We start from the raw sequence: 13,017 nt of genomic DNA, 5'->3' as shown, positions 1-13,017 counted from the left end.
TCCGGTTCAGATCGAGGCGCCCGCATCGTTGAAAAAGTGTAGTTTCTCCGGCCGAAATTTCAAGCCGACCTGCTTGCGGCGCATCCCGGCCTCGATCTCCGCGACGCGCACGATCAGGCGGCCGGCGGTGCCGCAATCGACATAGAGAAACGTGTCGGAACCAAGATACTCGTCGATCTCGACCGTGCCGGTGACCTGGCCCTCGCCGGGGGCGACGACTTCAATGTGTTCAGGGCGGATGCCGAGCGATGTCGGCGCGTCACCGGTGCCATCCGGCAGCGCGCCGCCGCCATGGCCTTCGATGGCATATTTTCCGTCGCCGCCGGTACACGGCAGGATGTTCATCTTCGGCGAGCCGATGAATTGCGCCACGAACAAATTGTCGGGTTTTTCGTAGAGGTCGCGTGGGCTTCCGATCTGCATGATCTTCCCGTCCTTCAGCACCACGATCCGGTCGGCCAGCGTCATCGCCTCGACCTGGTCGTGGGTCACGTAGATCATTGTCGTGCCGAGCGTTTCGTGCAGGCGGGCGATCTCGAAGCGCATTTCGACGCGCAGCGCGGCGTCGAGATTGGAGAGCGGTTCGTCGAACAGAAAACCCTTGGGTTCGCGCACAATCGCGCGGCCGATCGCGACGCGCTGGCGCTGGCCGCCGGAAAGTGCCTTGGGGCGGCGGTCGAGATAATCGTCGAGTTTGAGGATTTCGGCGGCGCGGCCGACCTTTTCCTCGATTTCCGATTTCGGGCTGCCGGCCGTCTTCAGCGAAAAGCCCATATTGTCGCGCACATCCATATGCGGATAGAGCGCGTAGGACTGGAACACCATCGAAAGGCCGCGTTCGGATGGCAGGCGGTCGGTCACGTCGTCGCCGTCGAGCAGAATGCGGCCGCGGCTGGTTTCCTCGAGCCCGGCGATCATCCGGAGCAGCGTCGATTTTCCGCAGCCCGATGGGCCGACGAAGATCACGAACTCGCCGTCGGCAATCTCAAGGTCGATGCCCTTGATGACCTGCAGGTCGCCGAACCATTTTTCCACGTTATCGAGCTTTATGGAGCCCATATCATTCTCCTTCAGCCTGCAGCATGTCGTCGCCCATGGCCCAGGCCAGATGGATGGCCGCCGTCCAGGTGAATAGCTTGCCGCCCAGACCCTCGCCCGAAAGCGGGTCGAAATATTCGTAGAAGCCGGATTTTTCCACCGCCTTGCGCGTGTCGGCCCGAAGCCGTTCGGAAAGCGCCGTCTCGCCCTTTTCGGCAAGGCCGATGGCGATCATGTAATTCACGACCGACCAGATCGGCCCACGCCAGTAGCGCCGGCTTTCGAACTGCTCGTCGCGCGGGTCCCAGCTCGGAAAGCCATAGGTGCAGTTGTCGAGAATGGCGACGATTTCGGCGACCGAGCGCGACTGTTGGTCCGGCGTGCCGGCATCGGCGTAGAGCGCCATGGCCGACGCATTGGTGAAGGCGGTGGAGAGCCCGCCGGAGCGCAAGTCCTTGGCCACGAAGCCGCCGACCTCCTCGCTCCAGAAGCTTTCGCAGCCTTCCTTGGAATGCTTCAGCCAGCTTTCCGCCTCGTCGCGAATGCCCGGCTCGCCGAATTCGCCGGCGAGTTCGGCAAGGTCGCGGTCGCCGCGCATCAGCGCGAACTGGACGCACGGGTCGACCATGAAGAACGGGCCATTGCGGGCGATCTCCAGGTGGTCCCATTGACATTCGTGGCCGAATTTCACGATGGCGAGGTAGCGGTTATATTGCTCCGCCGTCGGCCGTTCGGACGGGTCGACATGGGTGATGTCGCGGCGCGGCAGGTCGCCGAGGTCCTCGGGCACGGCCACCTCAGCCATGCCGATATCCCAGTCCGGGCAATTGTCGCGGCCGGATTCCCACGGGTGAATGATGCCCACCACCCCGGTTTCATCGGGATCGCGATAGGTGTGGAACCACCGATGCCAACGGACAAGCCTTTCGAACAGCGCCTTTGCCCGCACGCGGTCCATTGCGCCGCCGGTCTTCATCATCGTTAGCACCGCGCTTGCGGCGACGGGTGGCTGGGAGTGCCCGGAGGAGGGGGGCACAGTGTTGGATTTCCACATCTCGGGACCGGGGAAATAGTCCGGGTCTGTCTTGTGGAAGATGATGTGCGGCACCATGCCGTCGGCCCACTGGCCGGAAAACAGTGTCTCGATCTCCTGCCATGCCCGGTCGCGGTCGAAGGTCGCGAAGCCGAGCGCGGCGAACACGGAATCCCATTCCCACTGGTAGGGGTATAGCCGCGCGGTCGGCACGGTATAGCCGCCGCGGTCGTTCATGCGGAGAATGTCGATGGCCTGTTGTTTCAGCGAGCTATGCATGCTCATCCTTTCACGCTGCCGGCGGTCAGCCCCGCCACCAGGAAGCGTTCGAACCACAGGAACACGACCAGCACCGGCACGGTCGCGATCACCGCGCCCGCCATCAGATGCTGGCGCGGCACCTCAGACGAATTGAGCGAGACAACGCCGCGCGAGAGCGTGAACATGTTGATGTCATCGAGGAACATGAAGGCGAACAGGAATTCGTTCCAGGCGATCATGAACACGTAGAGCGCGACGGAGGCGAGCGCTGGCAGGGCAAGAGGCAGGGTGATCTTCATGATCACGCCCGGCCGTTTCAGCCCGTCCATCAACCCGGCCTCTTCCAGCTCGGACGGCAGGCCGCGGAAATAGCCCTGCAGCATGTAAAGCGCGACGGGGATGGTGGTCGCCGGATAGACGATCATCAAGCCGAATAGCGAATTCCTGAGGCCGATCTGCGAAAAGGCCGAATAGAGCGGGATCACCAGAACGATGGCCGGCACCATGTAGATCAGCAGGATCGAGCGCGACAGGAAGTTCTGGCCGGGAAACCGCAGCCTGGCCACCGCATAGGCGCCCGGCACTGCGAACACCAGCGTGATCACGACGGTGGCGACCGAGACGATCGCCGAATTCATCAGGAACGTGCCGAAATGATAGGTGGTGAACAGCTCGATATAGGAGCTGAACAGGCCGGAAAGCCCCTGCGACAGATCGATCGAAAGATCGAGCGGGTTGGAGACCAGCGATTGCTGGCTTTTGAAGCTCGTCATCACCATCACATAGAAGGGCAGGGCCACGACGATGGTGAACAGAGTCAGCCCCAGCCCCTTCATGAACCGCAGGAACACGACTTCCAGGTGATAGCGGCCGATATTGCCGGCCGGCTGGTCGTGAAGCGCCGCCACGATCGACCAACACAGAGCGGCGATGAAGGCGACGAGCGCCACAAGCTGATAGAGTGTGGTGTAGAGCAGCGACAGGCCGAAGGGCTCACCGAAGGTCACGAGCATCAGCACCGCGAAGATGGCAATGACAATGACGGCCTGAAGCCTTGTGCCGCGCGCCTTTGGACGGTCGCGGGTCTTCACCGGCGACAGGATGTAGATCGCCGCGCCGATCGCACCGGCAAGGGCTGCCACCCAAACCTGCGGCGCGCTGGGCTCGCCGGCGAACAGCGTGTAGATCAGGCCGATGACGACCATCCAGACCGCGCCCCAGAAGGCGCCGAGAAGGATGGCGGCGATGAAACCGGTTCCGATACGCATCATCCCTCGTCCTGCGGTGAGAATTTGAAGAACAGCAGCGCGAATGCCAGAAGCACGACGAACACCACCACCGCGACTGCGGCACCCGCGCCGAGATTGGAGACGGCGAAAGCCTGCTCATAGACATCGACCGTCAGCGTGCGCGTTCCCGCAGCCCCGCCGGTCAAAAGGAAGATGTCGTCGAACTTGTTGAAGGTCCAGATGAAGCGCAGCAGGAACAGCACCGCCAGAATGCCGACAAGCTGGGGCAGCGAGATGTACCAGAATTGCTGCAGCGGCGTCGCGCCGTCGATCTCGGCGGCCTCGTAGACATCGGTGGAAAGCGCCTGCATGCGCGCCAGGATGAACAGGAAGGACAGCGGGAAATAGCGCCACGCCTCGAACGCGATCACCGTCGTCAGCGCCACCGGGAAATTGAAGGTGAGACCGAACACGGAAATCGGGATGTCGCGTTGGCCGAAGAAATCCACCGGCGCGCCGATCATGCCGGAGCGTACCAGCAGCGCGTTGAGCGTGCCCGAATAGGGATCGAGCAGAATGACCCACGTAAAGGCGACGGCGATGACCGGGGCGACATAGGGAAACAGGAACAGGCCGCGCAGCGCCGTGCGCCCGCGAAAGCTCTGGTTCAGAAGCTGCGCGGCGAACAGGCCCAGCACCAGCGCGCTCGCCGTGCCGAACACGGTGTAGTAGAAGGTGACGCGCAGAACCTTCCAGAAATCCTGCGAGGAGAAGATGCGCACGAAATTGTCGAGCGTGAACTCGAAATTGGTCAGGATGTTTTCCGCGCTGCCGAAGGCGGCCGGATCGCTGTCGCGCGGGTTCACCGGCGTCTGCAGATAGGCGGGGTCGGCGATCACCTGAAGACGGATGCTGTCCCGGAATTTCGGCGGCAGATCGCCAAGCGTGCAACTCACCTGCCGGTCCTCGACCACGCAGCGCTCATCAGCGCCGGTCACCGTCAGGCCGTCGGGAACGATATCGACGAAGCCGGCCTCGTAGATCGAGGCATCCTGAGAGGTGTTGCGCAACCGGTATTCGAGTTCGACCGCATCGCCGGCGTTTTCGATATCGCCGCGAATGCGCTCATTGATGTTGAGCTGCGGCGGGCGCAGGTCGGAAAGCTGAACCGGCTTGAACGAGATCCAGAAATTGGCGATCAGCGGCATCAGCACGACGGCGAGCACGATCAGAAAGGTCGGCGCCAGCATGGAATAGGCAAAGCGCATTTCGCGCCTGGCCATGCGGCCTATGGTCTTGGGCGGCCCCTTCGGCGTCGTTTCGGTTGTGTCTGTCATGCGATCGTTTCCGGCCTGGAGACTGTTCGCGCGCCCGGCGGGGACGCGCTGCAGGAGCGGCCGGGCGGTTCAGAAGACCCGCCCGGCGGTTTTCCCGAAAGGGCAATCAGTTGATTGCGCCTAGCTCCGTGTTGAGCCTTTCGACGGCCTGCTGCCCGTCAATCTCGCCGTCGATATACTGGCGCACGACCTGATTGATGATCTGGCTGTTGATCATCTTGGAGGCGAGCGCGAGCTGGCCTTCCTTCACGCCCCAGCGATTGGCGGTTTCAAGACCTGTCACGATCTTGTCCACCGTCGCTTCCGGGTAGAGATCGGCAAGCGGGGCCTTGCGGTCGACGCCGACCGGCAGCGTCGCCCATTCCTCGACGAACGCTGTGGGTTCATCCGCGGTGCCGCGACGGACCGGGAACTTGCCTTCCGGCGCCATCGACAGCGTGCTCATATAGCCCTCATCCATCGAGAACTTGATGAAGTCGGCGGCGACATCGATATTGGCGTCCGCGGTCACGCCGAGATAGCGGATATCGGCCCAGGCCGCGCCATCCGGATTGGAGGGGCCGGAGAAGGTGGTAACGACATCGGTCTTCTGGGCCAGTTCGGTGGAGGTCGGGTCGTCATTGATGGTCGGCGGCGCGCTGTCGCGCAGGCCGGCGAGCTCATCGAGGATGAAGGGCGACCAGATGATCATCGCCGCCTTGCCGTCGAAATAGAGCGAGCGCGACTGGTCCCAGTAGAGTTCGCCGGCGGGCGATGCATCGGCGAGCGTCTTGTAGAATTCCAGAACTTCGATCGTCTTCGCCTCATCCAGCGGCTTGAAGCCGTTTTCATCGACCGGCGTCACGCCGTTGGCGAGGAAGACATGTTCCAGAACCTGGCTCATGAAGTTCTCGTCGATCTTGGTGGCGGCGACGAAGCCGTAGATTTCCGGCGGATTGTGCAGCGCCTCGATCGCCGTTGCGATGTTCTCATAGGAATCCGGCGCGGCAAGGCCGTTCTCGTCGAACAGGTCCTTGCGGTAGATGATCATCTGCGTCCAGCCATCGACCGGCACGGCAGCGGTCATGCCCTCGAACTGCGCCATCTCGATCGCGCCGGGCGCGAAGGTGTCGATGCCGAGATCGTTGACGATCTCATCGTTGATTTCGACGTCCAGAATGCCGGCTTCGGCCCATGGCAGGACATATTGCACGGTGTGGTAGATCACATCGGGAAGGTCGCCGGCGGCAAAGGCTGCGGTGGCGCGGGTGCCAAGATCGGTCTCGGTCACCGGAATGACCTGAACCTCGTGGCCGGTCGCTTCCTGGAACTGATCGGCGATTTCCTGCTGTTTGGCAAGGCGCTCCGGCTGCTCCTCCGTGGTCCAGAAGCGGATCGTATCCGCCTGCGCCATGGTGGCGGTGCTGGCGGAAAGCGCCAGAGCGGCGGTCAGTTTGCTCAAAGTCGACATGTAAGTCCTCCCTCATTTTCAACCGGCGGCGTGCCGGGACCGAACTCCTGCGGGGCAAAAAGGCGATTGACCGGGGCGGCCCCTGTCCCGGCGTCGTTGGCAAAATCCATCAGTCGCGGCCCGGAGCACCGGGTCGGCATTTCGCTTTGAAAAGAAACTATCAGACTTCACTGAAGGTGAAGCACCCTCCCTAACGCGTTGGGCGCGTCTTTTGTTGCACAAAAAATACGCCTGACCGCTTCTTAGGCAAAAATGTAGCGCCGAAAACGACTCGGGGTCAAGACGCGGCGGCATTTCTGCCCTTTGCCACTTTGGTCTGATGGGGCTTGGGACCGACGCCCGCGCGAGGAACAAAGCCACGGGCCGCACGTTGGCTCACTGTCTATCCACGCAAAACAGGATTGGGGAGCGTCGCATGGTGCAAGGCGCGAGATGGCTGAAACCGCTGGCCCGCACGGGCTATTTTGCTCGGGGCATGGTCTACACCATCATCGGTCTGTTCGCGGTGCTGGCCGCCATCGGCTCCGGCGAGAACAAGGATACCAAGGGCGCGTTGGAGACACTGCTGGGTCAGCCCTTCGGGACGGTGCTGATCGCGCTGTTGATCATCGGCCTCGTCAGCTATGCGGTCTGGCGGCTGTTCCAGTCGATCATGGATCCCGACGAGCATGGCACCAAGCCGACCGGGCTTGCCGTGCGCGCCGGGCTTCTGGCCAGCGCCTTCACCTATACCGTGTTGGCATTCTACGCGCTGTCGCTGATCGCGTTTTCAGGCTCCGGCGGCGAGGGCAGTGGGCAGTCGCCGGCGCAATATATCGCCGGTTTCATCGGCTCGCGGCCCGTATCGCTCGGTCTTGCGGCGATCTTCGCCGGCGTTGCGATCGCCCATTGGGTCAAGGCGTTCAAGCGGAAATACGCCGATCACCTGAGGGCGTCGGAAGAGGTGATGGCCTATGTCCATCCGATTTCGATCGCCGGGCTGATGGCGCGCGGCGCCGTGTTCGCGATCCTGTCGGTCATGCTGGTGTTTCGCGGCCTCACCGCCGACGATGCCTCCGGCACGCCCGGCATCAAGGAGGCCATGGAGTTCATACAGGGGCTCCCCTTCGGCGCCATCCTGCTTGCCGCCATGGGCGCCGGCGTCATCATGTTCGCCGCCTATTCCTTCGCCGAGGCGATCTGGCGGGAGATCAATATCGAGGATGCTTGAGGCCGGGGAGGCCTCAAGTCCGAGGGCAAACCGCGAATGATCATCGAGGACGGTGAGCGGATGGCACCAGTCCCCCGAGACGAGTTGATACCGTCCCTTGAAGTCCATCTGCCACAGCAGGTTTGGCGCTTCACGCTCGAAACGTCCATAAGCCGGCCCCGCGCCCTCGGGCGTTGCGATCCGCTTGTGACGGACCAGAATGGCATGGACTGCTGTGCGGACGCCGCGAGCGACCCTGCGCCGCCTCACCAGACCTGACAGGCTTCAGCCAGACATAGCCCGTCTGGCGAGATATCCCGAAGCGCAGGCACAATTGCGAAACATTCGCATCCTCAAGCGCACAAAGTCGGCAAAACTCCAACCGTTGATCCACCACAGACCTCGTCTCCCACCCCATCCAAACCTCCCAGATTGCTATCCGGGAGGTGTCAGGCATCTCTCCGAACATCTGTCAGGTATGTATCAAGGCCGCACAACAAGCCCGAGCATGGAGAGTGGTGGGCTCTTTCAGAAACCTCTCGCCTCACTGTAGTTATCGCGACATCTTCGCCGCCGGGGCTAGAAGATTGGGGGCTATGCGGCTAACTCTGCGCGCAACCCCCTCAAAGCTTCGCAATATAATCCGCAAGCCGGTCGGCGGCCTCGGCAAGCTGGTCGGCATTGCGCAGGAAGCAGGCGCGCAGGAAGGGGTCGCTTGCATTGCCGAAGGCGGAGCCGGGAGCAAGGCCGACGCCGGTCTTGTCGACGATATCGAGCGCGGCCTGGCGGCTGTCGGTAATGCCGTCGATCTTGAGATAGGCATAGATCGCGCCGGCGGGCTTCAGCGTTTCGACCCGGTTGGTTGCAAGCAGTCGGTCGCAGAAGATGTCGCGGCCGGCCGTCGCCCGCGCGATGTTCTCCGCAACGAAATCGTCACCCTCCGTCACCGCCGCAACGGCGCCGCGCTGCATGAACTGGGCGACGCCCGAGGTGGTGTACTGCACCAGGTTTTCGATCGCGTCGCCGAGTTCGGGCGGGGCCACGATCCAGCCGATGCGCCAGCCGGTCATCGACCAGTTCTTGGAGAACGAATTGGCGAACACCACCCGGTCGCCCTCCTCGATGATGTCGAGGAAGGAGGCGGCGCGGCCGCCGGCATAATGATAGAGCGCATAGATCTCGTCGGCGAGGATCCAGATGCCGTGGCGGCGCGACAGGTCGAGCAGCGCCTTGAGATCGGCGAGGCTCGCCGTCCAGCCGGTGGGGTTGGCGGGAGTGTTGACGAACATCATGCGCGTTTTGGGCGTGATCGCGCGTTCCACCTCACCGATATCGAGCGACCACTGGCCGTCGGCGAAGGTCAGCGGCACGCCGACCTTGCGGGCGCCGGAAACGCCGAGCGCTGCCGCGATATTGGGCCAGCACGGGGTGAAATAGATCGCCTCGTCGCCGACATCCGTCAGCGCCTCGACCATCAGCTTGATCGCATGCATGCCCGAGCCGGTGACATAGATGTGCTCCGGCGAAAGCCGGGCCTTGAAATGGCGGGCGTAATAGTCGGCGATCGCGCTTCTGAGTTCGGGAATGCCGCGCTGATAGGTGTAGAAAGTCTCGCCATTGTCGAGCGCGGCCTTGGCGGCGTCGCTGATGAAGGCGGGTGTTGGCAGGTCGCCTTCGCCGGCCCACAGCGGCAGCAGGTTGTCGCGGCCGCGAGCGTGATTGATGATCTCGACGATGCCGCTTTCCGGCGCTTCGAGGGCGCGGCGGCTGAGGCTTTCGGTAAGGCGCATGCGGAGTCTCCTGTCGCGCCAGTCATAAAACGGCGCGGATGGTGAATGCCATGAATTTCAAGCTTTGATCAATTGATTCTTTTGATGGGTGTGCTGCGACAGTCGCATTTGAAAAAAGCGGCCCATGGCATATCGTGATGGCCTGCGGCCGTGATTGCCGCAGTCGGAAACGGGAGAATGAACGGATGTTGCCCGGCTGGCTGATATTGTTGTCGGCGCTGCTTTACATCCTGCTGCTGTTTGCCGTCGCCAGTTTTGGCGATCGGCAGGCCAAGCGGCAGATGCGGCCGCGCGACGGGCGCAATATGGTCTATGCGCTCTCGCTCGCGGTCTACTGCACCTCCTGGACCTATTTCGGCGGCGTCGGGCTGGCGTCGACGCGCGGGCTGGAATTCCTCGGCATCTATATCGGCCCGATCCTGGTGTTTACCGTCGGTATGCCGGTGGTCCGGCGCATCGTGGCGCTGGCGAAGGCGGAAAAGCTGACCTCGGTCGCAGATTTCCTTGCCGCCCGCTACGGCAAGAACCCGATCGTCGCGGCTCTCGTGGCGATCATTTCGCTTGCCGCCGCCATCCCCTACATCGCGCTGCAATTGAAGGCGGTGTCGGATTCGGTCTCGGTCATGGTCGGCGGCGAAACCGGGTTCCTGTCGGCGGGCGCCGCTTATGGCGTCGGCCTGCCGCTCGCGGTCACGCTGGCGCTGGCAAGTTTCGCCATCGTGTTCGGCACCCGCCACACCGATGCCACGGAACATCAGGACGGGTTGATCCTGGCGATCGCGATGGAATCCGTGATCAAGCTGGTGGCCTTCGCCTCGGTCGGCCTGTTCGCGCTGTTCATTCTGTTTGACGGGCCTGCCGATCTTCTGACCCAGGCGCGCGAAAACGCGGTGACGGCCGCAGCCCTCAGCTATGAGACGCCGATCAGCCGCTGGATATTGCTGACCGGGCTTTCGGCCTGCGCCATCCTGCTTCTGCCGCGCCAGTTTCATGTCACCGTGGTCGAAAACCGCTCGGAAGGCGAGTTGAACCTCGCCCGCTTCCTGTTTCCGCTCTATCTGATCGCGATCAACATTCTGGTGCTGCCGGTGGCGATCGGTGGGGCGATGACGCTCGGTCCCGGCGCCGATCCCGATCTCTACGTTCTGCAACTGCCGATCGCCGCCGGCCAGCGGCTGATCTCGCTGATCGCGTTTCTGGGCGGTTTTTCGGCCGCCACCGCCATGGTCATCGTCGCCTCCGTGGCGCTGGCGATCATGCTGTCGAACGATATCGTCAACCCGATCTTCCTGAGGCGACGGATGATGTCGGGTGAGGGTCGACGGCATGATTTCTACGCGCTGCTGCTCAATGTCCGCCGCGCCTCGATCCTCGGCGTCATGCTGCTGGGCTATGCCTATTACCGCCATATCGACAGCGATCGCGGCCTGTTCTCGATCGGGCTTTTGGCATTCGCGGCGATTGCGCAGGTGGCGCCAGCGCTGTTCATCGGGCTCGTCTGGCGCAACGCCAATGCGCGCGGCGCGATCGTCGGCCTGTCGCTCGGTTTCGTCACCTGGGTCTATCTGCTGTTCGTGCCGAGCCTCGGCGGGCCGGATCAATCCGCCGTCGCCGGCATGGTGATGAACTTCCTCATTCCGGGGACAAGCCTGTTCACCGGCCCGGACGCCGATATCCTGCTCAACGTCACCTGCCTGTCGCTGCTGGTCAATATTGCCGGCCTCGTGATCGGCTCGCTCAGCCGCCCGGCGCGACCGCTGGAGCGCATTCAGTCCGGCATTTTCGTCAAGCGCCAGGCGCGCTGGCAGTCGACCGCGCGCGGCATCGGCACCGGCGTGTCCGTTGGCGTGCTGCGGGAGACGCTGAAAGGCTATCTCGGCTCGGAGAGAACGGCGCGGTCGTTCGCCACCTTCGAACGCACGGCCGGGCGCAGGATGACCGATGACGAGCAGGCCGATATGGCCCTTATCCATTTCTCCGAGCAATTGCTGGGCACCGCCATCGGCTCGTCATCGGCGCGGCTGGTGCTGTCGCTGGTACTGCAGCGCGCCGAGGCGGCCTCCGGCGACGCCGCCTTCCTGCTCGATCAGGCGAGCGAGGCGCTGCAGTATAATCAGGGCCTGCTGCAGACCGCGCTGTCGCAGATGGATGAGGGGATCGCCGTCTTCGACGCCGCCAACCGGCTCACCGTCTGGAACAAGCGATTTCGCGCGCTGCTCGACCTGCCGGAGGAGGTCGGTCAGGTCGGCTATCCTCTGATCAACATCATCGGCCGTCTGTCCTCGCGCGGCGACCTGACCGGCGATGAGGCGAAGGAGGCGCTGCGCAAGCTGCGCGCCCACGAAACCGCCTTTCCGCTGGTGCTGGAAAGCGGCAAGCGGATCATCGAGGTGCAGTCGCGCGCCATGCCCGATGCCGGCATGGTGGTGACCTTCACTGATATCACCCGTCGCGTCGAGGGCGACCTCGCGCTCAAACAGGCCAATGAGACGCTGGAGCAGCGCGTTGCGGCCCGCACAGCCGAGCTTACCGAGGTCAACAAGGCGCTGCGGCTGGCGCGGGCGGCGGCAGACGAGGCCAATATCGGCAAGACCCGGTTCTTCTCCGCCGCCGGCCACGACATTCTCCAGCCGCTCAACGCCGCCCGCCTCTATGCCACCGCGCTCGGCGAGCGGTTGCCGGCGGCAAGCGAGGTCCGCGACTTCTCCGACAAGATCGATTCCGCCCTGCAATCGGTCGAGGATATTCTCGGCGCGGTGCTGGATATCTCGCGGCTCGATGCCGGCGCGATGAAGCCGCATTTCACCACCGTCAATCTCGGCGACACGCTGAAGCGGGTCGAGACCGATTTCCGGCCGCTCGCCGATGAGAAGGGCCTGGAACTCGTTGTGGTGCCGTCTTCGCTCAAGGTGCGCTCCGATGCGCAGGCGCTGAGGCGGCTGGTGCAGAACCTCGTGTCCAACGCGATCAAATATACGGTCAGCGGCAAGGTGCTGGTGGGCGCCAGGCTGAGGGGCGATCACGCGGTGATCGAGGTTCATGACACCGGCATCGGTATTCCCGCCGAAAAGGCTGAAAGCGTGTTCAAGGAGTTCACGCGGCTGGACGAGGGCGCGCGCGCGGCGCAGGGGCTGGGGCTTGGCCTGTCGATCGTCGATCGACTGGCGCGGATGCTGGAGCACCCGGTCTCGATGACCTCCGCGCCAGGGGAGGGGACGGTGTTTCGCCTGTCCGTTCCGCTGGCCGAGGCGGGCGTCGACAGCGCTCAGCCCGCGGCCAAACCGGCCGGCAAGCTGCCCGGGCAGGCGATCGCCGGGCTCAAGGTGCTCTGCATCGATAATGAGGAGGCGATCCTGGAGGGCATGCGGGTGCTGCTCGGCGGCTGGGGCGCCGAGGTTCACGTGGCGCGGGGGCATGAGGAGGCGCGCGCCATCCATATTGTTCCCGACGTGATCATTGCCGACTATCATCTCGACAATGGCGCAAGCGGCGTCGATGCGGTGACGATCCTGCGCGAACATTACCAGCGCCATATCCCGGCGCTGCTGATCACGGCCGACCGCACGCAGGAGGTGCGCGATCTGGCCGAGGAAGAGGACATCGCCGTTCAGCACAAGCCGCTCAAGCCCGCGCTGGTGCGCGCCTTCCTCAACCAGATCGCGATCTTCCACAAGGCCGCTGCCGAATAGC

The 13,017-nt window shown here is 63.4% G+C and carries 9 protein-coding genes; 2 read left to right on the top strand and 7 right to left on the bottom strand.

The features are described from left to right. Window positions 1-6: 6 nt before the first annotated feature. The 5 genes from K7H91_RS11710 to K7H91_RS11690 all read right to left on the bottom strand — a co-directional run bounded on the left by K7H91_RS11710 (window position 7) and on the right by K7H91_RS11690 (window position 6,348). Window positions 7-1,059, bottom strand: coding sequence for an ABC transporter ATP-binding protein (locus tag K7H91_RS11710; protein ID WP_230720412.1), 1,053 nt, complete (start codon window positions 1,057-1,059; stop codon window positions 7-9). Window position 1,060: 1 nt separating this feature from the next. Further along, on the bottom strand, window positions 1,061-2,350 hold the full coding sequence (locus K7H91_RS11705; RefSeq protein ID WP_230720410.1) for an MGH1-like glycoside hydrolase domain-containing protein: 1,290 nt from the start codon (window positions 2,348-2,350) through the stop codon (window positions 1,061-1,063). A gap of 2 nt (window positions 2,351-2,352) precedes the next feature. Then, window positions 2,353-3,600 carry a carbohydrate ABC transporter permease gene (locus K7H91_RS11700; protein WP_230720409.1) on the bottom strand — a complete coding sequence of 416 codons (1,248 nt, stop codon included), beginning with the start codon at window positions 3,598-3,600 and terminating at the stop codon, window positions 2,353-2,355. Then, window positions 3,600-4,898 (bottom strand): carbohydrate ABC transporter permease, encoded by a 1,299-nt coding sequence (locus tag K7H91_RS11695; RefSeq protein ID WP_230720407.1) that lies wholly within the window; start codon window positions 4,896-4,898, stop codon window positions 3,600-3,602. The genes K7H91_RS11700 and K7H91_RS11695 overlap by 1 nt, the downstream gene beginning before the upstream one ends. Window positions 4,899-5,004: 106 nt before the next feature. Further along, on the bottom strand, window positions 5,005-6,348 hold the full coding sequence (locus K7H91_RS11690) for an ABC transporter substrate-binding protein (protein ID WP_230720406.1): 1,344 nt from the start codon (window positions 6,346-6,348) through the stop codon (window positions 5,005-5,007). Window positions 6,349-6,763: 415 nt separating this feature from the next. On the opposite strand from K7H91_RS11690, the gene K7H91_RS11685 reads away from it, so the two are divergent. Beyond that, a complete protein-coding gene (locus tag K7H91_RS11685; RefSeq protein ID WP_230720405.1) occupies window positions 6,764-7,558 on the top strand; it encodes a DUF1206 domain-containing protein in 795 nt (264 codons plus the stop codon). Window positions 7,559-7,688: 130 nt separating this feature from the next. On the opposite strand, the gene K7H91_RS11675 is transcribed toward K7H91_RS11685, so the two are convergent. Next, a complete protein-coding gene (locus K7H91_RS11675) occupies window positions 7,689-7,955 on the bottom strand; it encodes a leucine zipper domain-containing protein (protein WP_230720404.1) in 267 nt (88 codons plus the stop codon). Window positions 7,956-8,160: 205 nt separating this feature from the next. Continuing rightward, window positions 8,161-9,327: a pyridoxal phosphate-dependent aminotransferase gene (locus K7H91_RS11670; protein WP_230720403.1), complete on the bottom strand. Its 1,167-nt coding sequence runs from the start codon at window positions 9,325-9,327 to the stop codon at window positions 8,161-8,163. A gap of 185 nt (window positions 9,328-9,512) precedes the next feature. On the opposite strand from K7H91_RS11670, the gene K7H91_RS11665 reads away from it, so the two are divergent. Continuing rightward, window positions 9,513-13,016: a PAS-domain containing protein gene (locus tag K7H91_RS11665; protein WP_230720402.1), complete on the top strand. Its 3,504-nt coding sequence runs from the start codon at window positions 9,513-9,515 to the stop codon at window positions 13,014-13,016. The last annotated feature ends 1 nt before the right edge of the window (window position 13,017 follow it).

The organism is Martelella mediterranea (assembly GCF_021021415.1).
In the GTDB taxonomy this organism is placed as follows: Bacteria; Pseudomonadota; Alphaproteobacteria; order Rhizobiales; family Rhizobiaceae; genus Martelella; species Martelella mediterranea_C.
Note: the sequence above shows the minus strand (reverse complement) of the source record. Positions and strands in the feature narration are given on the sequence as shown.

What these genes read in the sequence shown, in the direction of transcription:
- K7H91_RS11695 (WP_230720407.1), bottom strand. Translation starts at nt 4,898, where the DNA reads ATGACAGACACAACCGAAACGACGCCGAAGGGGCCGCCCAAGACCATA.
- K7H91_RS11685 (WP_230720405.1), top strand. Translation starts at nt 6,764, where the DNA reads ATGGTGCAAGGCGCGAGATGGCTGAAACCGCTGGCCCGCACGGGCTAT.
- K7H91_RS11705 (WP_230720410.1), bottom strand. Translation starts at nt 2,350, where the DNA reads ATGCATAGCTCGCTGAAACAACAGGCCATCGACATTCTCCGCATGAAC.
- K7H91_RS11675 (WP_230720404.1), bottom strand. Translation starts at nt 7,955, where the DNA reads ATGGGGTGGGAGACGAGGTCTGTGGTGGATCAACGGTTGGAGTTTTGC.
- K7H91_RS11710 (WP_230720412.1), bottom strand. Translation starts at nt 1,059, where the DNA reads ATGGGCTCCATAAAGCTCGATAACGTGGAAAAATGGTTCGGCGACCTG.
- K7H91_RS11700 (WP_230720409.1), bottom strand. Translation starts at nt 3,600, where the DNA reads ATGCGTATCGGAACCGGTTTCATCGCCGCCATCCTTCTCGGCGCCTTC.
- K7H91_RS11665 (WP_230720402.1), top strand. Translation starts at nt 9,513, where the DNA reads ATGTTGCCCGGCTGGCTGATATTGTTGTCGGCGCTGCTTTACATCCTG.
- K7H91_RS11670 (WP_230720403.1), bottom strand. Translation starts at nt 9,327, where the DNA reads ATGCGCCTTACCGAAAGCCTCAGCCGCCGCGCCCTCGAAGCGCCGGAA.
- K7H91_RS11690 (WP_230720406.1), bottom strand. Translation starts at nt 6,348, where the DNA reads ATGTCGACTTTGAGCAAACTGACCGCCGCTCTGGCGCTTTCCGCCAGC.